Below are 21,357 nucleotides of genomic sequence, written 5' to 3' on the forward strand. Positions count from 1 at the left end.
CCCATGCGCCAGTAATTGTTTTATCTGCCGAAAAGCGTTTAAGAGGATACAGAGACAGTGCCTGATCCTCATTCCGTTTTGTTATAACCATCACGATTTATCATACAAAGGATCACAAACGGGCTACTACATTTGCCCTGATGTCAGTTGTGCCGCTGGCCTATATGGTTGGGCAAGTACAGCGCACTACGACTGGTTTCATTTTGTTGATATAGGGATATGATAACGACAGATATTTGCATCATTGGGGCCGGGCCGGTGGGCCTGTTTGCTGTTTTTGAAGCAGGATTACTAAAAATGCGCTGCCACCTGATCGACGCCCTACCGCAGGTAGGAGGGCAACTCTCGGAAATTTATCCGCAGAAACCGATCTACGATATTCCAGGGTATCCGGAAGTAAAGGCACAAACGCTGGTCGATAACCTGATGGACCAGATTGCGCCCTTCAAACCGGGGTTTACGCTGGGTGAACGGGTAGAGTCGCTCGAAAAACAGGACGACGGTTCGTATGTGATTACGACTAATGAAGGTACCGCTGTTCATTGTCAGGTCGTCGTGATTGCCGGAGGATTGGGTTGCTTTGAGCCTCGCAAGCCCGAAATTACCAACCTGGAGCAGTTTGAAGGAAAAGGGGTGGCCTATATGGTAAAAAATCCGGAACTGTTCCGCGATCGTCGGGTAGTACTGGCGGGTGGGGGCGACTCAGCCCTCGACTGGACTGTCTTTCTGGCCGATATTGCGCAGGAAGTGACACTCATTCACCGGAGTGATTCGTTTCGGGGAGCGCCCGATTCGGCCGAAAAAGTCGTCGAGCTGGCTCGTCAGGGGCGCATTAAACTGCTGTTGCAATCGAACATCACCAGCATACAGGGCAATGGCCATCTGAAAGAGGTGAGCGTGACGGCTAAGGATAAGTCGGTACAGATACTGGCTGCCGATCACCTGATTCCACTCTTCGGCCTGACGCCCAAGCTCGGCCCCATTGCCGATTGGGGATTACAAATCGATAAATCAGCCATCAGCGTCAACACCGTCGATTACTCGACCAATGTTGAGCGGATCTACGCCATCGGCGACATTAATACCTATCCGGGTAAGCTCAAACTGATTCTGTGCGGTTTCCATGAGGCCGCTCTGATGTGTCAGAGTGCGTTCCAGTACGTATATCCGAACCAAAAGCTAAGTTTCAAATACACGACCGTAAACGGTGTCCCTACTTTTTAAATGGTCATTCGGTGGTCATGGATTGCCATTCGTTGTCACTGATCGTCTATCACTACAACGAATGACAATCCATGACAGTCAATGACTACGAAATACCATGATTACATTCACGATAGAAGACCGCGACGGAACGCGGCAGGCCCTCGAAATTCCAGAAGGTATTAACCTGAGTTTGATGGAAGTGCTGAAAGCATCGGACTACAACATTCTGGCAACGTGTGGGGGTATGGCCTTGTGCGCTACCTGTCATGTGCAGGTGCTCGAAGGGCTCGATGCCTTAGCTCCGGCGCAGGATGCCGAGCTGGATATGCTCGATACACTTCCCAATGCCGAATCAGATAGTCGACTAGCCTGCCAGATCCGGGTCAATGAAACGCTGGAAGGAGCCCTTTTCGCCATCCGTGGAGAGGACCACTAGCTCTCAAATGAAACTTTATGCATGAGTTTTAACGAACTTTCTGCTTTACGAGGAGTAAACCAATTTTTCTTCATTTGTAGTATGTTTAGTTATCGTCATGCCCAAACGGCTTTTTTCGTCGGGCTACTGGTTTCGCTTGTGTTGCAGGCCGGATTTACGTTTGGTTTTGCTCCCAAACGCGAATTTTATCAACTGAAAATTTATCACCTGAAAGACAGTCCGCAGAAAGAACGGCTGGAGAGTTACCTTAGGCAGGCGTACTTGCCAGCCCTGCATCGGGCGGGTATTGGCAAAGTGGGAGTATTTAAGCCCGCTACCGAGGCCGATTCACTGATTTACGTCCTTATTCCATTTAAGTCCGTCGATCAGTTTATGGGCCTTTCCGAAACGCTTGCCAAAGACAAACAGTATGGCGTTGATGCGCAGGATTATATCAACGCTGAGTACAGCAACCCCGTCTATAAAAATTTTGAATCGGTTTTGATGCAGGCATTTGCGGGTATGCCGGCCCTGATTGCCCCGACATTAACGGCTGGTCCGTCGGAGCGCATTTATGAATTGCGTCGTTACGAAGCTGCTACCGAAAAGCTGCACGAAGCGAAAGTTGCCCAATTTAACAATGGCGAACTCGACATCTTCAAACGATTGGGATTCAATACGGTGTTCTGCGGGCAGGTAAAGGCAGGCAGTAAGTTGCCCAGTCTGATGTATATGACGTCGTTTGAAAGCAAAACCGAGCGCGATGCCCATTGGAAAGCTTTCGGCGCCGATCCTGGCTGGAAAGCCCTGAATGCAAAACCTGAGTACGCGCATAATTTTCTCCGGGCCGATATTTACCTGCTCCATCCAACGGCCTATTCAGATATTTAGTCGGAATCAATCAACAACTACCACCGGGTTGTAAGGGCAATGGTACACATTAGGACGTGTGCAAAGCCGTTGCAACCCGGTGGTCTTGTTTGATAGCCAGTCGGATGTATGAAAAATCGTGTAGCTTCAGGAAGTGTGTTTATTTTTACACATAACCTAAAATCTCATGAAAAAACGTTTACTCTGGCTGCTTCCCATCGTACTGCTTTTCGTTGCCTACCTGATTCCGGTTCCAAAGAAAGATGCGGTTGAATTATACGATGGCTCCGATAAAAAGCTCATTGATGGTTTGTCGGCTTTCCGAAAACTTCCCACCAGAACGATTCACACCCAAGGCTACGACTGGACGTATCTGGCACTCGGAAATGGTCCTAAAACCATTCTTTTTTTGCATGGCATGACGGGCGGTTACGACTTCTGGTGGCAGCAGATGAACGCCTTTAGTCCCGACTATCGTGTGGTTAGCGTTACATATCCACCAGTCGATAACCTGTCGGATTTGGGTAAGGGCGTTGTGGCAATTCTCGACAAAGAACGGATCGGTTCCGTAATTGTGGTCGGGAGTTCGTTGGGTGGTTATCTGACACAATACCTATTGGCAACGTATCCGCAACGAGTCGAAAAAGCGGTTTTGGGCAATACGTTTCCCAAAAATGACCTCTATGAAGAGGCCAATCATACTCGGATCACTGTGGCTAAGTTGATGCCCGAATGGGCGGTGATGAACGCGTTGCGAGGAAATCTGGAAAGCCAGGTCATACCCGCTTCTGAAAGTAATCCACTGGCGAAAGCGCAACTGCTTGAAAACACATACGGGCGGATGACAAAGGCACAGTTTCTGGCTCGATACCAATGTGTGATCGATACATTTCAGCCGATAGATGGGAAGCAAACGAAGATTCCTTTACTGATTCTGGAATCGGATAATGACCCACTTATTTTCCCTCAGCTTCGAACCCAGTTGAAGCAGTACTACACTACCGCTCAGGTCTATACCTTCCACCAGAAAGGCCATTTTCCCTACCTGAACGCAGCCAAAGAATACAACGCTATACTGCGTAGCTTTCTGGGAAATCCATCCTAATGGTTGAATGATTGAATGGTTGAATGATTGAATGGTTGAATGATTGAATTGTTGAATGGTTGGCTCTTGGCCTATTCAATCATTCAACCATTCAATCATTCGATTACAACGACCCGCGACGGATCATGTAGAAGGGGTTTTTGACCTTGATGCGCTGGTTGTCGAGCAGGAGAGAAGCGGCCGTATAGCCCATTGCTTCGAAGTCAGTTGTGATAACCGTGATGTTCAGAAGTTCTTTGAGAGTCGTTTCGTTAAACGAAATGATACCAATCTCATGCCCTAGTTCATAGGGTGACTGACGTACTTTTTTTACCAGTTCAGACAGGTCCGTTTCTTCAATCACCACATAAGCCGTGCCTTCCTGTAGGTTCTCCTGCAGGGCATTCTCTTTGATGCCGAACTCTTTGTTGTAATTGACGCAGAACGAGCGAAAGCCATGCGCAATTTCGGTTGGGTAGTTGCCATCGCCGGGCAGGATAAGCACCAGACGGTTGTACTTCATCAGCAGATCCTGGGCGTTTTCGAGCGATTCGCAAATGTCTTTGTCGAAATTCTGGTAAACACTCAGCCGGGGTTCAGTCAGTTCCTGCACATCCTTATCGAGCAGGACTAGCTCATGGGCCGGAATAGACTCCAGTGTTTCCATATAGTTCGCTTTATCCAGATCCTGCGTGAAGTGCGGCATAACCACATAGTAATTGTATTTACCCAGATTCTTCTCAATGATCTCCCTGAAATGACAGGCACTGTAATGATGAATCTGTAGATCGACCGTCGCCTTATCGCCCAGTGCTTTCAGAAAGGCATAATAAATGATTTTCTTGTAGGAACTGAGCTTATTGAAAATGAGCAGAATCTTCAGTTTGGGAGTTGCCTGCGACAGCACATAATAGCCTTTTCCCTGCACCGATGTAATGTACCCCAGCTCACGAAGTTCACGGTACGCTTTTTCAACGGTATCGCGGGCCAGGTAATATTCTACGCTTAATTCACTGATAGACGGTAGCTGCTCGTTGTTTTTTAACACACCCCGTTCGATGTCGGTAATCACCGACTGCACAATCTGTTTATACTTCGGCGTTTTGTCTTTGGGATTAAACTGAAGTTTATAAACGGGTGCTGATGAATTAGGATACAGATCGGCAAAACTGTCGTAGGCTTGCCGTCTGGACTGGGTTGCGGGGGACTCCTTCGCTACCATAACAACTAGATTTTATGGATTATTCTGTGGTACTGGCAAGTGACTATCTACATTCGGCCACGAAAAGCATGGATAAGCTTCCAAAAAAGAATAGACATAAAGAAGAAATTATCTGACTTTTTTTATGCAAACGTTATCGGAAACGTTACCGAGTTGGTATAAGCTGGTGATTTTGTTGTAAAAAAACAGGTTTATTTCATAAAGCAGGTTTATAAGTGGTCAATTAATTTCAGATCGAAAAGTTCATAAGTTGTACTTAACAGCGAATCCTTCCTTTTCATGTCTTCACTGCTCAATGAGATCCCGTGCAGATACTGAAGCGATGGCTTCGTTCGGACTGGCTAAGCAGGAAGGGTTACGATAAAGCCATTCGTCCTGCGTATTAAGTTGAACGATTTAAAAGGCCCTTTTCTGATCGATGAAGTTTGTTGACTTCAGTAAAAAAGACGTATAAAAGGAGAGTACAGGAAGGACAACATCGTTACATACGGTATTTTTGCCGAAAATCCGGTTCAGATCAGTCTATGAAAGTTGGCTTATTTATCCCCTGCTACATCGATCAGTTTTATACGAAAGTAGCCATTGCCACACTGAAGTTACTGCAAAATGTTGGTTGTCAGGTCGATTACCCTCTGCAGCAAACCTGTTGCGGTCAGCCAATGGCCAATTCAGGCTATGAACATCTGACGGGGGGCTGCAATGAAAATTTCGTACGAAACTTTGCGGGCTATGACTACATCGTTTCGCCGTCGGGAAGTTGTACGTTACATATCAAACATCACCTGCATGCGTCGAACGAGTCGGAAGCGTCGGCGATCCGATCCCGAATCTATGAGCTGACGGAGTTTTTGACGGATGTGGTGAAAGTGTCGTCATTGAAAGCCACGTTTCCGTACCGGGTAGGGCTTCACCAGAGTTGTCATGGGCAGCGTGGACTGCATCTGTCGCAGATGTCGGAACTGATGGCTCCTCCGTTTTCTAAACCGGCGCAACTGCTTAATCTGGTCGATGGGCTTGACCTGGTTCAATTGGACCGACGGGATGAATGCTGCGGGTTCGGTGGAACGTTCTGTGTAACGGAAGAAGCCGTTTCGGCCAAAATGGGCAAGGATCGCGTAGCCGATCATCTTCGACACGGGGTAAACTACATTACCGGGGTCGATGTGTCCTGTCTGATGCATCTGGAAGGGATTCTGAAGCGGGCTAATTCGGCCGTTCAGGTCAAACATATCGCAGAGATTTTAACCGCAACGGTATAATCATGAACCAGCTAAATTTAGACCACGCCAGTGCCGCTGTTGAGTTCAACAAAGATGAGCCACGGGTCGACTGGCACGATGAAACCCTTTGGTTTGTGCGGACCAAGCGCGACCGGGCGGCTGCTCAGTTACCCGAGTGGGAGCAGTTGCGTGAAGCCGCTTCGCAGATCAAAAACCATGTGCTGTCGAATATGCACGATTTGCTGGCGCAGTTTGAGGAGAATGCCAAACGCAACGGGATTACGGTGCATTGGGCCGAGAATGCCGACGAGCATAATGCCATCATTCATAAACTGATTCAGGATGCAGGGGTTACTCGGATGGTGAAATCGAAGTCGATGCTGACTGAAGAATGTCATCTGAACGACTACCTGACCCGGCATGGTATTGACGTGATCGATAGTGATCTGGGCGAACGGATTGTGCAGATGCGTAAAGAGCCACCGTCCCATATTGTGTTGCCTGCCATTCACCTGAAAAAGAGTGATGTGGGCGAAACGTTTCATGAACACCTGGGCACCGAAAAAGGCGCTACCGACCCGCAATACCTGACCGAAGCGGCTCGACAGCACCTGCGCGATACCTTCCTGACACGAAAAGTAGCGCTTACGGGGGTGAACTTTGCCATTGCCGAAACGGGTGGGTTTGTGGTCTGTACCAACGAAGGGAATGCCGATATGGGCGCGCATCTGGCCGATGTGCATATCGCGGCCATGGGGTTTGAGAAGATCATTCCACGAGCCGAACATCTGGGGGTTTTTCTTCGCTTGCTGGCCCGCTCGGCCACCGGACAGCCCATTACTACCTTTTCGAGCCATTTTCATCGCCCCCGGCCCGGCCAGCAAATGCACATCGTGATTGTTGATAACGGGCGAAGCCGCCAGCTTGGTCGGCCCGATTTTCGGAATTCGTTGAAGTGCATCCGGTGTGCGGCTTGTCTGAATACCTGTCCGGTTTACCGGCGCTCGGGCGGGCATAGTTACCACAGTGCCATTGCCGGACCCATCGGGTCGATTCTGGCTCCCAACCTGGACATGAAACTCAATGCCGATCTGCCTTTTGCATCGACACTCTGTGGCTCCTGTTCCAACGTTTGTCCCGTTAAAATTGATATTCATGATCAGTTGTACAAATGGCGGCAGGTGCTCATGAAAGAAGGCTACGGGCCCGGCAGCAAAACAGCAGCCATGAAAGCGATGGCTACGGTGCTGGAGTCGCCTGGTTTGTACCGGATGGCTGGAAAAATAGGCCGGGGTGTGCTGCGGTTTACCCCTGTACTGGCCGAAAATCGATTCAATCCTTGGTACAATCAGCGCGAAATGCCCGAACCACCCGCCGAGAGCTTCCGCGATTGGTACATCAACAACAAGAAAGCATGACCACCCGCGAAAAAATCCTGGCGAATATCAAAGCCAACCAGCCCGATCTACGCCCACTGCCCGAACAGTTTACGTTCGTTTCGACGTTTCCCGATCTGACGAAACAGTTTATTGATGTACTCACATTTGTGGGCGGTCGGGCGCTAGTTGTACCAGACTATGCGGCTATCCGGAGCGATTTAGAGACGCAATACCCCAATCTGACAAGTGTTGCTACTACCATCCCCGAACTGGCTGATCTGGCCGATCGGACGATGGTCGTATCGGACCCGCACGAACTGGCCGATTTAAACCTGGCAATCATTGAAGGGCCAGTAGCAGTGGCCGAAAATGCCGCTATCTGGGTCGATGAAACCCAATTGCCGCAACGCGTGGCCCCCATGATTACGCAATATCTGGTGATCGTCATCCGGCAGTCGACCCTGGTGCCCAACATGCACGATGCCTATAAGCGGTTGAAAGTGGATACCACGGGTTTTGGTACGTTTATCTGCGGCCCCTCGAAAACGGCCGATATTGAACAGAGTCTGGTAATTGGTGCCCACGGTGCCCGGTCGCTTACCGTTTATCTGCTGCCTTAAAAGATTAAGTTGAGAAGTGGTAGATAGCTGACCATCGTTTCTTTGTGTACTATCTACAGATTCACCCAGTTGGCCTATTGGTTTACCGAACGTATCGATTGTTCGGTAGGCATGCTGCCCTTACTCAACTATGCCTTCGTTTACGTTCCGAATTGTTTTTCTGCTCCTTTGCTCTACACTAGCCTTTGCTCAGCCTTCTAAAACGGACCATCAGATATGGATTCGGGGTACGTTTGTCGATGAATCCAATAAACCCGTGCCGTTTGTATCTATCGCCTTGTACCCCGTTTCAGGTTCTACACCCATTGCCGGTGTCGTTGCTGACGAAGCCGGGACGTTTGCTTTGCAGGCTAAACCAGGGCAGTACAGCCTGAAAGCTACCGCCGTTTCGTATCAGGAAAAAGTGATTGCCGACCTTCGCGTAGCTACTCAGGATATACAGCTTGGTGTGTCGGTGATGAAATCCAGTGCAAAAAAGCTGGAAGAAGTCGTCGTCGTTGGCGAGAAAAGCCAGATGGAGCTATCACTCGACAAGCGAATTTTTAACGTTGGCAAGGACCTGGCTAACGCAGGTGGCACAGCGTCTGATATTCTCAAAAACATCCCCTCCGTAGCCGTTGATGGAGAAGGAAATGTCAGTTTACGGGGAAGCAACAGTGTTCGAATTCTGATCGATGGAAAACCATCAGGTCTGGTTAGCTTAAAAGGAGGGGCCGGTTTGCAGCAATTGCAGGGCAGTATGATCGAGCGGGTAGAGGTGATCACCAACCCGTCGGCCCGGTATGAAGCCGAAGGCATGGGAGGCATCATAAACATCGTCCTGAAAAAAGAACGAAAGGAGGGATTCAATGGCTCGTTCGACGTGATCACCGGCTATCCGGCCAACTTTGGAGCCGCTGCCAACGTCAATTATCGACGCAAAAACCTGAATTTCTTTATCAATTACACCGCTTCGTATCGAAATACGCCGGGTCGAAATTCCATTTATCAGGAAGTATACCGCAACGATTCCACCTTTATTTCTCAGCAGAATTCAACGAATCAGTTAAAAGGGCAGAACAACAATGCCAGGGCGGGTATCGATTATTATTTCAATCCTAAAAGCATCCTGACAGCGGCTTACACCTGGCGCCTTAGCAAAGGCAAACGCTTTTCCGACATTCACTACCTGGACTATGTGGGTAATCTGGCCAATCCGAAAGGCATTACCAACCGGACCCAGGACGAAACGGAGACTGAGCCAAATTCCGAATATGTGGTCAGTTATAAGAAAACGTTCGCGCGGGAAGGCCATGAACTGACTGCTGATGTTCGGTATCTGGACAATTGGGAAAAGTCGGACCAATATTTTACCCAACAGACCTTGTTGCCCGATGGAGCACCATCAGGCATTCCGAATATTCTGCAACGGGCGGTGAATGACGAAACCGAAAAGCAATTTCTGGTGCAGGTCGATTATGTACGCCCGTTTCGAAAAGATGGCAAGCTGGAAGGAGGGCTTCGGAGCAGTACCCGCAATATGACCAACGATTATACGGTTACGCAACAGAATGCGGATGGAAGCTGGTTTGCGTTGCCGAACCTGACGAATGATTTTCTCTATCAGGAAAAAATAAATGCCCTGTATGGAATCGTGGGGAATAAGATTCGGAAATTTTCCTACCAGGTGGGCCTGCGGGCTGAGTGGACCGGCGTAACCACCACACTTAAGCAAACGAACGATGTAAATCCACGCAGTTACGCCAATCTGTTTCCAAGCCTTCACGCCACCTACGACTTACCCCACCAACATGCGTTGCAGGCCAGCTATAGCCGTCGGGTACGTCGTCCGCAATACAATGATCTGAGCCCGTTTATGACGTTTAGCGATAGCCGGAATTTTTTCAGTGGTAACCCCGACCTGAATCCTGAATTTACCGATGCGTTTGAATTAGGCCATATCAAGTATGTAGATAAAGGCTCGTTTAGTACATCGATTTATTATCGGTATACCACAGGAAAAATTATTCGCATTCGCCGGGTCGATACGCTGGGTAATTCGACTACCCGGCCCGAAAACCTGGCAACTGAGCATTCGTATGGAGCCGAGTTTGCTGGTTCGTATGCGCTTTACAAATGGTGGAAGCTGGACGGGAGTCTCAATTTTTTCCGGGCCATTACCAACGGGGGTAACCTGGATGCCAGCTACCAAAGCGATACGTATAGCTGGTTTGCCCGAACAAGCTCTCGGTTTACATTCTGGAAAAATACGGATGCTCAGGTACGGGCCAATTATGAAGCCCCTCAGAAAACCCCACAAGGAAGTCGACGGGCCATTGCTACACTTGATCTGTCATTTAGTAAAGATATTTTAAACAATAATGGAACACTGGTTTTTAACATAATCGATGTGTTTAACTCGCGTAAGTATCGTTCTATTACCGAAGGGGCCAATTTTTATACAGAAAGTAGCTCGCAGGGACGACTAAGACAATTCAATCTGACGTTCAACTACCGGCTTCGGCAGGCGAAAAAGAAAATGAAAGATGGGAGTGAGGTTGATTTTTAACTAGTTTTGTGGTCCAAAACGGCTGAATTTCAACGTCAGTGTAAACAATTTACCTTATAGTAAATTTGAAAGTCACTTACGGTAAAAAATATTGAAGTAAGCTTTTGATTGAACAGCAACACCACCGTTCGCTGTAACTGTTCAATCAATTTTTGTTAATAAATCACAGATGTAAATGAAATCAATTGCGCTTGCCCTCGTAACTCTTTGTGCTGTTATAACACTAACCAGTTTGTCTCCTGCTAAAGATCAGGATGCTGTCAGCCAGGCCGTTGAACAACTGCGAGTATTGATGATCTCGCCCGATAAAGCCAAGCTGGAAGCCTTGGCTGCTGATCAGTTAAGTTATGGGCATTCGAGTGGAAAAATTGAAGATAAAGCTGCTTTTGTAGAAGCATTGGTCAGTGGAAGCTCCGATTTTGTCAGTATTGAATTGGCCGATCAGGTAGTTACTGTCGTTGATAATACAGCTCTGGTTCGGCACAAACTATTGGGTGAAACACTCGACAAAGGCAAGCCAGGGCAGGTCAAATTGTCGGTCTTGCTGGTGTGGATCAAGCAAAAAGGTGGCTGGAAGCTACTGGCTCGGCAAGCCGTAAAAATCTAGACGGTAAGCAAAAAAATAGGCCCATCAGAACTCTGGTGGGCCTATCCTGCAAAACCTATGATAAAACGTATTAGTCAAATTACGTCAGTATTATTTGGCTAACTCTCCTGAACTCACCTGCCTGATTCTCAAAACGGGAGTGGTAGCTGAGATAATTTTAGTTGCCAGATCACAGCAGGGAGCTGAATAAACTAAATAGAATGGGTTACGCGGCAGGGGTTGCTATACGTACCCCTTACTTCTTCTTTACCAGTTGCAGCGAACTGTCGTTGATCTCGAACGTATGGCTTTTGATCAGATTGATCACTTCCGCCCCCGCCAGTAGGGTAGGGCCATAGCCATGAGCGGCATAGGGATTAATGGGTCGGTGATAATAAAAGGCAGGATCAAATCCCATTCCCGTACCAACACAAACCCCCTCGACCTGTCCGGTTGCATTCACTTTGGTAGCTACAGCATTCCAGCCCAGCAAGGTGGCGGGGGCATAGGCCAGTGGGTCGAGCCAACCCCGATTGATGGCATGAGCGAAACAATACACATAAATAGCTGTAGCGGAAGTTTCCAGATAGGAGTCGTGTCGGTCAAGAAGCTGGTGCCAGAAACCCGAACCTGACTGCTGAGCAGCCAGCCCTTTGGCATGGGCTCTTAGCAGCTCCAGAATGGCCGGACGATTAGGATGATCTTCGGGCAGAACATCCAGCAATTCCACGGCTGTCAAAATGCCCCACCCATTGGCACGGCCCCAATGAAACTCAGGGTGAACGCCCATTCCTTCGACCCAGCCGTGCATATAAAGCCCTTTTTGGGTGTTGAACATTCGTTTTGAGAACTGGAGAACCTGTTTTGTCGCTTCGTCGTAGTATTTGCGGTCGCCTGTAAGTTTGCCCATTTGGGCGAGTGCCGGTACACTCATAAACAGGTCGTCGAGCCAGAGTGTGTTGGGTTGAGGCCGATTCCGGGCCAGGGTGCCATCGGCCAGCCGGAATTCTTTGGTCTGGATGTAATGGATGTAATTGTCGATCATAGGGCGTAGATCGGCTTTGATACCCCCCGCCCGACTGGCTTTGATCATAGCCGCACACATGGCACCAGCATCGTCAAGGGCATGGGGTGCCAGCACAGAACGCATAGGCGTATTGGCGTGCGGATCGGCCGTTACCTGTGCCCGAAAATACGGGACCTGTTCGGCAATAAACTGAAGCCGTTTGTTGGTATAGTCGGCATAACGCGTATCGCCCGTAGCCTGGCTGGCAAGCAGCATACCCATGTAGGTAACCCCCCATTCATAACTGATGAGCCGGAAATCGCCAGGTTTAAAGATAGCATTGGCGTTAAAAGCTCCACCCGACGGAATGTCTTTCTTTGTTTCTTTATCGATAAGTTGCGTGGGGGTATTCGCATCCAGATAGGTGTAGATTCGGCGGAGTACGCTGGTCACTTCCTCAGTATTGGGCTGCCCGTAAGGGACCGGGTAATCGGGTTTCAGCAGGTGAAGCGGAGTGGTTGAATCATTGGCTTTAGGTTGCTGGGCGTAAAGAGGGCTAGCAGCAGACAATACCACGAGCAAAAAGCTAAAAAAGCGGTTGGTAAAGGGAGAGTTTACGGGAGAAACAGGCATAAAACAGATTTGGAATTAGGTTGGTACTCAACGGCACTTCCCTATAAATAGGTGAATTGCTGCGTTGAATACTCTAAAGTTTATAAAAACCTGCTGATTCTGCGTCATGTGCGGTTCGGCCCTCACTTGCGTATACGTTTTCCCGAAAAGCGAGAGAAAAAGAGTAACCTATGCATGGCTTCTCGATGGTAAGAGTAGTTACCAGATATGAAGAGTAGATGAAAAAATTTCGTTCGGCCTTAAGTAGTAGTGTATTGACAAATGACGATTTGTTTTCTATAAAAACCATCAAGTGTTTCTGAAAAATCTGGGTGGTGTATACACCCGATAAAATACAGCCCTGATAAAAATCGGGTGTAGAAAGCCTGTTGAAACTCTGGACTTTAGTGGACATAGCAACCGTAGTGTCCAGAGTTTATCATACTGGCGTAAGAAGAATTAGTGCAGGGAATTTATATGCCGATTAAAAAAACGAATACCAAAATAGGTGTAAATCAGTACGGCTATTGTTTCGCAAACTACTTCAGTCGAATTATAGGAAGTAATACCGCTTGTGTAATTCTTAAACCAATTGATTAACAGGGTAATATAGGCGATAGGGGCTACCAATATGGCTAGTATAATTAACGTCAACAGTAATCGCTTGTCCATTTTGTTTTGAATTAGTTGGATGGCTCAATGGCATTTTCTTCATTCACGTAGGGTATGATAACAATTGAGTAATTGGGTTTAAGCCGATGCTGAATTTTTTTGTAATTGGTAAAAGAATGCTAACAGAACTCTATTGAAAAGGCGTTATTTTATTAGACGTAAAACACCTGAATCCGTCAATCGTTGAACAAAACTTTTGCCAATCGCAATTTGGCGCTCTTTTTTGAGAAAGTTATCAACTTAAGTGGTAAAATAAACGGATAAAGTAAAGCAAATAGTAATTCTTTTAAGTATAAAGTGCCAATTTTGACGCAACGGTTTTTTATAACCATTTTGATGCCAATATGATTGTTGTGATTCAGCGAGTTACGCAGGCTTCTGTTTCGATTGACGGGCAGATTAGCGGTCAGATAGGGACGGGCTTTCTGATTTTGTTAGGTATTACCCATGCTGATACCCGAGACGATGTGGAATGGCTAAGCCGAAAAATTGTCGGTATGCGCGTGTTCAATGATGCCGAAGGGAAAATGAACCTGGATCTGGCTGCTGTCAATGGCGATATTTTACTGGTTAGCCAATTTACGTTGCACGCCAGTACTAAAAAGGGCAATCGCCCCAGTTTTATCGAAGCGGCCCGACCCGAAGTGGCCATACCTCTTTATGAAGCGATGATTGCCCAACTTACAGCCGATCTGGGTAAACCGATTCAGACAGGAGAGTTTGGGGCCGATATGAAAATTTCGTTGCTCAACGACGGGCCTGTTACCATTGTCATTGACTCGAAAAATAGGATTTAGTGACCCGATTTGTCGATTTATCTGAACGATCCACTAATTTTACTAAAACCATCCCTTGCCTGTCGGACGATAGATCGGTCAGGCAAATTGCCGAATGGATTTTTTGCCTTCCAATATTACTGCCTATGCTGAAGCTCATACCTCGCCCGAAAGTGAGTTGCTTCATCGATTAAGCCGCAATACCCGTGCTCATATTATGGCCCCTCGTATGCTCTCGGGGCATTTGCAGGGACGTTTTCTCTCCATGATTTCGTGCATGGTGCGACCGCAACGGATTCTTGAACTGGGAACCTATACGGGCTATTCGGCTGTATGCCTGGCCGAAGGGTTGACCGACGATGGGCGGCTCATTACCATCGATCAGAACGAGGAACTGGAGGACTTTGCCCGGTCGTATTGGCTGCAATCGCCTTATCATACCAAAATTGATTTTCGGGTTGGCTTCGCTGCCGATATACTGCCAACCCTTACCGAAACGTTTGATTTGGTATTCATTGATGCCGACAAACGCAACAATTCGATCTATTTCGACCTGATTTTTGATAAACTCAGACCGGGAGGCTTTATACTGGTCGATAATGTCTTATGGAGTGGCAAGGTTGTTGAGTCTGTAAAACCATCGGATCTGGATACGGCGGCTGTGCTGGCATTCAACCAGAAAATTCAGGACGATCCGCGCGTAGAGAATGTGCTGTTGCCCGTGCGAGACGGGATTATGATGATTCGAAAACGATAATTACGCTTGAAAATGAGCCGCCGAAGCGGTACGAAGTATGAAAAAACGAATGCATAGCCTAACCCTTCTTTTTGTGCTGACGGGCCTGCTGGCATCGGCGCAGGTAAGTGTGCCCGTTGTGCCAGAGCAACTCGCTTTTGCCGACATCTCGGTGCGGCTTGACCCCGATGCCCGGCGTATCGTTCAGCAGGATGTGAACGCTCTCCTCTCCAATCGGCAATACTGGACGGCTAAACTGGATCGGGTAGTGCTCTATTTCCCGATGATCGAGGCCATTCTGATCGACGAAGATGTACCAACCGATTTTAAATTCCTGGCTGTACAGGAAAGTTCGCTTACGCCGGATGCGGTGTCGTCGTCGACAGCAGTAGGGTATTGGCAATTCAAACGCGAAACGGCTCTTGATCATGGCATGCGGGTCGATGATGAAATTGATGAACGTAAGAGCATTACGGCTTCTACCCATGGGGCCGCCAAATACCTGAAACGCAGCAATGCTCAGTTTAACAACTGGGTTGCTTCGTTATATTCATACTACCTGGGGGCGGGCGGTATTGCCAAATTGATCCCGCCCGATTGGTCGTATGCCCGCGAAGTAGCTCTCGATGGTCGTACAGATCGTTATATTCTGCGATTTTTTGCCCACAAAATTGCCATCGAAAATGCGCTGCAAACGCATCAGACCAGCAACCGATTCGCCTTGATTGAATATCCAAACGGAGGAGGCAAGACCATGAAAGGGATTGCTGAAGAACTGGGCGTTGATGAATTTGAACTACGTAAATACAACCGATGGGTATTGGGCGATGCTATCCCAACCGATAAGCCGTATGTCATGGCTGTTCCGGTCGTAAATACGCAAATCAATGATGTCCGGCAGAAAATCGTTACGGTAAGTGGCAAGAAAACGCCCGATTTTGTTCAGAATGATGTGGGTTTCCCGGTCTTACGTCGGGTCACCACCGGGTTGAGTAGTAAGAATGAACCTATACTCTACGAGATCAATGGGTTGCCGGGTATTCAGGCGCAGGCGGGTGATGATGCCGGATCGCTGTCCCGGAAAGCAAAAATTAGTCTGTCGAGCTTTCTGCGCTACAACGACATGACCGATCGCGACCCCATCATTCCCAATGATGTGTATTATCTGGCCAAAAAACGGAAGAAAGCCCTGGTGCCCTTCCATACCGTTCGGGAAGGCGAAACCGCCCGTAGTATTTCGCAGCGGTATGGCTTACGTCTAAAAAAACTGATGCGGTATAACCGCCTGGATCGGGTGCAAAAGCTGGTAACTGGCCGGGTAATGTGGCTTCGTGAACGTAGACCCAGTAACAAGCCCGTCGAAGTGATCAACGGGCCAACGCCACCAGTTTACGATCCAACACCAACGCCCCCACGACGGACTGAGGCCGTTGTGACAACGCCTATAGCGGGCGGCAACCGAACGGTAAGCGGGATGGATGGTGTGCCACGGAGCGCTTCGGAACGTAAACTCTATCAGCCGAAACTGGTAGGTGGTGGTGTCACGCCAAACGACGGTACGTCGGAACCCGCAGCCCCTCAGCGCACAGAGCCCGTTCGGCCCACTACACCACCCACAACGAGTCGGTCGGTGCCAGCCAGCAGTGTGCCCTCAGGTAGCTCGGATGGCTCCCAACGGGTTGTAATCGTACGGACGCCCGATAGTTCGCAGCCCAGCAAAACGGTTCCCGTGGCCACAACACCAGAGCGAGCTAAGCCGACCGATGAGCCAGTTGCATCCACTCAGAAGCCAGCATCGGCCCCGCAGTCGAAACCGACTTCAGCATCGGATATGGACATGGGCCGTCCTGAAACCAGCAAGTACGATGGGGCGCGTGAACAGCAGGCCGACGGTTCGCTGACAACGGTAACGCCAGTAGCTCCTACGAAAGCTCCGCCCCGGCCAGCAGCTTTGCCAGTGGCTAAAAACGACCCGCGACCGGATGCCTCTTCCAGCTCATCTGTAGAGCCTAAACCCGTTTCGCCAACGACCTCAGCCACCACTCGTCAGACTACGGCCGGATCAACGAGCCGTTCGGCTGCCAGCCATACGGTGGAGCCTGGGCAAACGTATTACAGCATTTCCAAACAATATGGCCTGACGGTCGACGAACTGCTGTCCATGAATAACCTGACGCGGGATAATGTGCTGGAAGTGGGGCAGCAACTGATTGTAAAAGCCACTCCCGACAGCCGGGTAGTGCAGCCGTCTACAGCAGCCAAAACGTCAGCTACTGAATCGACGCAGCCAACGGTGACCTATCATACCGTAGCCAAAGGTGAGACCATGTTCCGAATTTCGAAAAACTATGGGGTAACCATTGAGCAGATTCAAAGCTGGAATAACCTGTCGGATGTGACGGTGCGTGAAGGACAAAAAATTAAGATTCTTAAATAAATAAATGCGTGAAAGAATGAACGAGCGAAAGAGTGAATAGCCTGCTGGATTGTCTTCACTCTTTCACTCTTTCACTCTTTCGCTCTTTCCGACTATGATTCTGCTTGACCATACCTGTATCAGCGACGATGTAGCTGAGAAGTTTTTCGTCTGCAACTTAGATAAGTGCAAAGGTGCCTGTTGCGTAGAAGGCGATATGGGGGCTCCTCTTGAAAACGACGAACCGGCTATCCTCGACCGGATTTATGACGACGTTAAACCGTATCTGTCTGCTGAAGGAATTCGGGTCATTGAGAAACAGGGTGGGTATGAGCCTGATGGACATGGCGGCTATGTGACTACCACCGTAGGCGGACGCGAGTGTGTTTATGCGATCTGGGATGAGCGGGGTATTCTCAAATGCGGAATCGAAGAAGCCTACAACGATGGTAAAGTCGATTGGAAGAAACCGATCTCCTGCCATCTGTACCCTATTCGAGTTACTAAATACGATTCCTTTCACGCGCTCAACTACGACCGATGGCCTATTTGCAATCCTGCCTGTAGTTTTGGCGAACAACTAAATGTACCTATCTACAAATTTGTCCGTGAAGCGCTCATCCGGGCCTACGGCGACGATTGGTACAACCGATTAGTGAGAGCAGTTGAAGAAAAAACGACTAATTAACGGATTAGTACACAGCGATTCGCGGAGTAAAAGGAAACACATAGAGCATGATTATAAATCGGTGTGTCTCCTTTTACTCCGCGAATCGCTGTATTACAACGCTTTTCTGATGGAGCAGCGCGATTACTTTGAAGAGGTGTACGAGGTTGTACGACTGGTGCCGAAAGGACGGGTTACGACCTATGGTTCCATTGCCCGTTACCTGAGCCTGCGGGCAGGGGCACGCATGGTTGGCTGGGCCATGAACGGTTGCCATAATCGCCCGGATGTACCCGCCCACCGAGTGGTCAATAGCGTGGGTGTCTTGTCGGGTAAGCACTTTTTTGGTGGACCGACCATCATGGAACAGCTTCTGGAAGATGAAGGGGTTCGGGTGAAGAATGACAAAGTGGTGGATTTCAAGACCGTGTATTGGGACCCAACTGTCGAGTTAGCCCTGTAATTTCATCAGTCTGTTGGCTTATTGATCCAGGTATTGCTGATAGGCCACCAGTTTATCCGCCAGCCGTTTTGCCAGATAGGTATTTACGTCTTTCAGCGTGTCTAAAATAACCGTAGCCTCCTGAAAATATTCCCGCTTCTTAGCACTGCTCCAATGCGCGGGTGGAACTTGTAGGTTCGTAATGCGGTCGGCCAGTTTGACAGCGCCTACTTCGGGGCGTAATGCTTTTATACGCGTCAGACTATCGAACATTTTTTCCGATTTAGGCAAATCGGTCGCTTTCGTCAGCGCTTTTACGGCTGTGGCTAGTTCGTGGCCAAATACATGCGTCAGCTCTTCCGTTGTGGTCGGGGTATCTTCCAGAACATCATGCAATAAAGCCACCTGCACGGCAAACTGAACGTCGAAGTGATCGGAATGGTGAGCTGCCACCAGAATTTCCATCGCTACATTGCTCAGATGAACCACGTAGGGGAGGGGTGTTCCGGGAATAGTCTGGTTCTGCTCGGTATGTTTGAGTGCCGCGAACGTAATTGCGTGCTGGTAGCTAGTCTGAATATCCATCTGAAAAGTAAAATCCAGTTCAAGAGCGTTCATCCGCGAAGGGGCTAACCAATTGCCGGAGAGGCCTGTACTGCATTTACCAGCGAATCAATGACCGACTTAAGTTCCTGAGCCAGTACCGGATCGGTGATTTCACCATGCCCATTCAATCGCATTTTGACAGAGGGTACGATCAACGAAGCCCCTTCGGGTAAGTGGGCGGTCAGAACTTCCAGGGTATGGAACAGCAACGCATGCGCCCGCGACCCGCCCGATGCCGATGGCCCCGCACTGATCACGCTGACGGGTTTATAGACAAACTCACCGGATGAGGCCAGCCAATCGAGCATATTTTTCAACACACCCGGCATTCCATGAATGTATTCGGGCGTACAGATCATCACCGCATCAGCCTGCCGAAGCTGGGTTCGAAGCCTGCTCACAGAATCGGGAGCTGGCTCCACATCGCGTTCAGGACTAAAATGCGGCAGATCGTCCAGGCCATCATAGATCGTGATGGTAACACCCGATGGAGCAAGCGTGGCGGCTGCCCGCAATAAGGATGTATTGGTAGAGGCTGCCCGCAGACTGCCCGAAATGGCGAGAATGTTCATGATGTTGTTGGTAAACTATCAACGCAACACCTTCGTGATCTCGTTTAGTTTCTCCATTTTCTGGACGAAATCGCCTTTAAGCTGGTTTCGAATGGCCGTTAGATTGTCGAGGGTTTCCTGCAAACTATCGGGTAAAATCTCTTCCAGCACTTCCCGAAAGCGTTTGGCAAAAGTCGGCGACTTGCCATTGGTGGAGATGGCAATTTTCAGATCGCCTTTTTTGACGACCGAACTCAAATAAAAATCGCACAGGTCGGGCGTGTCGGCTACGTTGACCAGAATACGCTGGCCTTTGCAATCGGCCTGTACCTGCTGGTTTACAGCTTTATCGTTTGTACCAGCAATAACCAGGTCTTTATCCGACAAATGACTAAGATGGTACGGTTCGTGGATGAGGTGGATTCTGGAGGACTGACTGGCCAACGCCTGAATTTCGTCCCGAATGATGGGCGCAACGAGGGTAATGCGGGCATTGGGTGAGTTGCTGAGCAGAGCCGTCAACTTCTCCAGACCAACGTAACCACCACCAACAATCAGGATGTGCAGGTTTTCGGCTTTAACGAATATGGGAAACAGCGTATTCATAGAAAAGTCGTCAGTCGATAGACGTTGCTGTAAAATTTGGAAACCCAAATCTACTTCGCAACAGGCTACTATCGACTGACGACGAACGACTAATTACTTTTTTTAGAACTTAAAGCCTACACTGGCGCTCAGAACCCGCCGTTGCGACCCATTGAAACCCGTTGTGGTCGTATTGCCATTGGTTGGGTTCGTGATCGAATTGCTCAGGCCATGGTGATAGGTCAGGTCGATCAGCAACGGACCGATGTCGAAACCGATCTGACCTAGCGCGTTGAACGTGCCACTCTTGATTTCGGCATTGGTCAGATTGAATCGACCACTGCTGGAACTGATCCGATTGGCATACTCAAGACCTGCCTGTAGGCGGATAGCTGAAATACCCCGATCCGATTCAAGCAATTTATACCCGATGTAAACCGGAATCTGGATGTACTGGATATTGATCTGATCCTGAATATTTTGCGCGCTCTGTCCGTCTCCTCTTGTAAAGTAGTTGGAGCTAGAGGCAAAGTATTCTGCCCCCAATTGGCCAAACAGACGGCCACCTCCGCGCACGAAGAAACCCGCCTGGTAACCTAGTCGGCCCGATAAATCACCACCCGTGTTCACACTTTCGCCTTTGAACTTGGTCGTGTTCAGCCCCGCATAAATCCCAAAGACGAAGTTTTTGTAATCCTTCGCCTTTTGCTCACGAGTTCTGTAGGTTTCCGTGGTGGTCACGGTGGTCGTCTGGGTATTGTCGGCAGGCGACATGCTGTTGGTCGAATACGTGCTGTTGGGCACAGTATTCGCGTTGTTCATCTGATTCATCGATGAGCTATCCGACGTGGTATTGGTCGACATCGAGTTATTCATCGAGTTCGTATTATTCATCGAATTCGTGGTATCCGTTGTCGTCTGTGTTGAGTACGCAGGGGTCGAAGTGCTTGTGCTTGTCGTAGTCGAATACGTAGTGGAGGTGGTCTGCCCATTAGCCAGGCCAAAACCACACAGGCAGATTGCCAGGAATGAGAATTGCTTTTTCATAATTTGCTTATGTCGTTGAGTTGCATAAAAAAGGGTGTAATCGAAATTACACCCCATTAACAGACGTATTACGGGCAATGTTTTGGCCAAT

Annotated in this window: 20 protein-coding genes; 14 read left to right on the forward strand and 6 right to left on the reverse strand. The window is 48.8% G+C overall.

What is annotated here, in order from left to right; all coding sequences use genetic code 11:
• Window positions 1-219 precede the first annotated feature (219 nt).
• The 4 genes from B153_RS0133530 to B153_RS0133545 all read left to right on the forward strand — a co-directional run bounded on the left by B153_RS0133530 (window position 220) and on the right by B153_RS0133545 (window position 3,596).
• Window positions 220-1,224 carry an NAD(P)/FAD-dependent oxidoreductase gene (locus B153_RS0133530; protein ID WP_020601141.1) on the forward strand — a complete coding sequence of 335 codons (1,005 nt, stop codon included), beginning with the start codon at window positions 220-222 and terminating at the stop codon, window positions 1,222-1,224.
• 97 nt (window positions 1,225-1,321) lie between these two features.
• Window positions 1,322-1,642: a 2Fe-2S iron-sulfur cluster-binding protein gene (locus B153_RS0133535; RefSeq protein ID WP_020601142.1), complete on the forward strand. Its 321-nt coding sequence runs from the start codon at window positions 1,322-1,324 to the stop codon at window positions 1,640-1,642.
• Between the two features lie 81 nt (window positions 1,643-1,723).
• Window positions 1,724-2,512, forward strand: coding sequence for an NIPSNAP family protein (locus B153_RS0133540; RefSeq protein WP_020601143.1), 789 nt, complete (start codon window positions 1,724-1,726; stop codon window positions 2,510-2,512).
• Window positions 2,513-2,678: 166 nt separating this feature from the next.
• Window positions 2,679-3,596 (forward strand): alpha/beta fold hydrolase, encoded by a 918-nt coding sequence (locus B153_RS0133545; protein ID WP_020601144.1) that lies wholly within the window; start codon window positions 2,679-2,681, stop codon window positions 3,594-3,596.
• 103 nt (window positions 3,597-3,699) lie between these two features.
• Here B153_RS0133545 and B153_RS0133550 read toward each other — a convergent pair whose 3' ends face one another.
• On the reverse strand, window positions 3,700-4,797 hold the full coding sequence (locus B153_RS0133550; protein WP_020601145.1) for a GntR family transcriptional regulator: 1,098 nt from the start codon (window positions 4,795-4,797) through the stop codon (window positions 3,700-3,702).
• A gap of 524 nt (window positions 4,798-5,321) precedes the next feature.
• Here B153_RS0133550 and B153_RS0133555 point away from each other — a divergent pair.
• The 5 genes from B153_RS0133555 (at window position 5,322) to B153_RS0133575 (ending at window position 11,171) form a co-directional block, all read left to right on the forward strand.
• Window positions 5,322-6,056, forward strand: a complete 735-nt coding sequence (locus B153_RS0133555; protein WP_020601146.1) for a (Fe-S)-binding protein — start codon at window positions 5,322-5,324, stop codon at window positions 6,054-6,056.
• A gap of 2 nt (window positions 6,057-6,058) precedes the next feature.
• On the forward strand, window positions 6,059-7,435 hold the full coding sequence (locus B153_RS0133560) for a lactate utilization protein B (protein WP_020601147.1): 1,377 nt from the start codon (window positions 6,059-6,061) through the stop codon (window positions 7,433-7,435).
• Window positions 7,432-8,016, forward strand: coding sequence for a LutC/YkgG family protein (locus tag B153_RS0133565; RefSeq protein ID WP_020601148.1), 585 nt, complete (start codon window positions 7,432-7,434; stop codon window positions 8,014-8,016). Before B153_RS0133560 ends, B153_RS0133565 begins: the two co-directional genes overlap by 4 nt.
• Before the next feature lie 130 nt (window positions 8,017-8,146).
• Window positions 8,147-10,564 (forward strand): TonB-dependent receptor, encoded by a 2,418-nt coding sequence (locus B153_RS0133570; RefSeq protein ID WP_020601149.1) that lies wholly within the window; start codon window positions 8,147-8,149, stop codon window positions 10,562-10,564.
• Window positions 10,565-10,739: 175 nt separating this feature from the next.
• Window positions 10,740-11,171 (forward strand): nuclear transport factor 2 family protein, encoded by a 432-nt coding sequence (locus B153_RS0133575; protein WP_020601150.1) that lies wholly within the window; start codon window positions 10,740-10,742, stop codon window positions 11,169-11,171.
• A 235-nt stretch (window positions 11,172-11,406) separates the two neighbouring features.
• Here B153_RS0133575 and B153_RS0133580 read toward each other — a convergent pair whose 3' ends face one another.
• Window positions 11,407-12,789 carry a glycoside hydrolase family 88/105 protein gene (locus B153_RS0133580; protein ID WP_020601151.1) on the reverse strand — a complete coding sequence of 461 codons (1,383 nt, stop codon included), beginning with the start codon at window positions 12,787-12,789 and terminating at the stop codon, window positions 11,407-11,409.
• A 995-nt stretch (window positions 12,790-13,784) separates the two neighbouring features.
• On the opposite strand from B153_RS0133580, the gene dtd reads away from it, so the two are divergent.
• The 5 genes from dtd (at window position 13,785) to B153_RS0133610 (ending at window position 18,498) form a co-directional block, all read left to right on the forward strand.
• Window positions 13,785-14,237 carry a D-aminoacyl-tRNA deacylase gene (dtd, locus tag B153_RS0133590; RefSeq protein ID WP_020601153.1) on the forward strand — a complete coding sequence of 151 codons (453 nt, stop codon included), beginning with the start codon at window positions 13,785-13,787 and terminating at the stop codon, window positions 14,235-14,237.
• Window positions 14,238-14,331: 94 nt separating this feature from the next.
• A complete protein-coding gene (locus tag B153_RS0133595) occupies window positions 14,332-14,973 on the forward strand; it encodes an O-methyltransferase (RefSeq protein WP_020601154.1) in 642 nt (213 codons plus the stop codon).
• A gap of 37 nt (window positions 14,974-15,010) precedes the next feature.
• On the forward strand, window positions 15,011-17,389 hold the full coding sequence (locus tag B153_RS0133600) for a LysM peptidoglycan-binding domain-containing protein (RefSeq protein ID WP_020601155.1): 2,379 nt from the start codon (window positions 15,011-15,013) through the stop codon (window positions 17,387-17,389).
• A gap of 94 nt (window positions 17,390-17,483) precedes the next feature.
• The gene (locus tag B153_RS0133605) at window positions 17,484-18,056 is read left to right on the forward strand and encodes a DUF3109 family protein (protein WP_020601156.1); all 573 of its coding nucleotides are present in this window, start codon (window positions 17,484-17,486) and stop codon (window positions 18,054-18,056) included.
• A 109-nt stretch (window positions 18,057-18,165) separates the two neighbouring features.
• On the forward strand, window positions 18,166-18,498 hold the full coding sequence (locus B153_RS0133610) for an MGMT family protein (RefSeq protein ID WP_020601157.1): 333 nt from the start codon (window positions 18,166-18,168) through the stop codon (window positions 18,496-18,498).
• Window positions 18,499-18,516: 18 nt separating this feature from the next.
• On the opposite strand, the gene B153_RS0133615 is transcribed toward B153_RS0133610, so the two are convergent.
• From B153_RS0133615 to B153_RS0133630, 4 genes are all read right to left on the reverse strand, one after another.
• Window positions 18,517-19,095 (reverse strand): HD domain-containing protein, encoded by a 579-nt coding sequence (locus B153_RS0133615; RefSeq protein ID WP_020601158.1) that lies wholly within the window; start codon window positions 19,093-19,095, stop codon window positions 18,517-18,519.
• Window positions 19,096-19,106: 11 nt separating this feature from the next.
• A complete protein-coding gene (locus tag B153_RS0133620) occupies window positions 19,107-19,655 on the reverse strand; it encodes an NADPH-dependent FMN reductase (RefSeq protein WP_020601159.1) in 549 nt (182 codons plus the stop codon).
• An 18-nt stretch (window positions 19,656-19,673) separates the two neighbouring features.
• Window positions 19,674-20,240 carry a precorrin-2 dehydrogenase/sirohydrochlorin ferrochelatase family protein gene (locus B153_RS0133625; protein WP_020601160.1) on the reverse strand — a complete coding sequence of 189 codons (567 nt, stop codon included), beginning with the start codon at window positions 20,238-20,240 and terminating at the stop codon, window positions 19,674-19,676.
• A 102-nt stretch (window positions 20,241-20,342) separates the two neighbouring features.
• Window positions 20,343-21,266 carry a porin family protein gene (locus tag B153_RS0133630; RefSeq protein WP_026262650.1) on the reverse strand — a complete coding sequence of 308 codons (924 nt, stop codon included), beginning with the start codon at window positions 21,264-21,266 and terminating at the stop codon, window positions 20,343-20,345.
• Between the last annotated feature and the right edge of the window lie 91 nt (window positions 21,267-21,357).

The sequence above is a fragment of the Spirosoma panaciterrae DSM 21099 genome (assembly GCF_000374025.1).
In the GTDB taxonomy this organism is placed as follows: Bacteria; Bacteroidota; Bacteroidia; order Cytophagales; family Spirosomataceae; genus Spirosoma; species Spirosoma panaciterrae.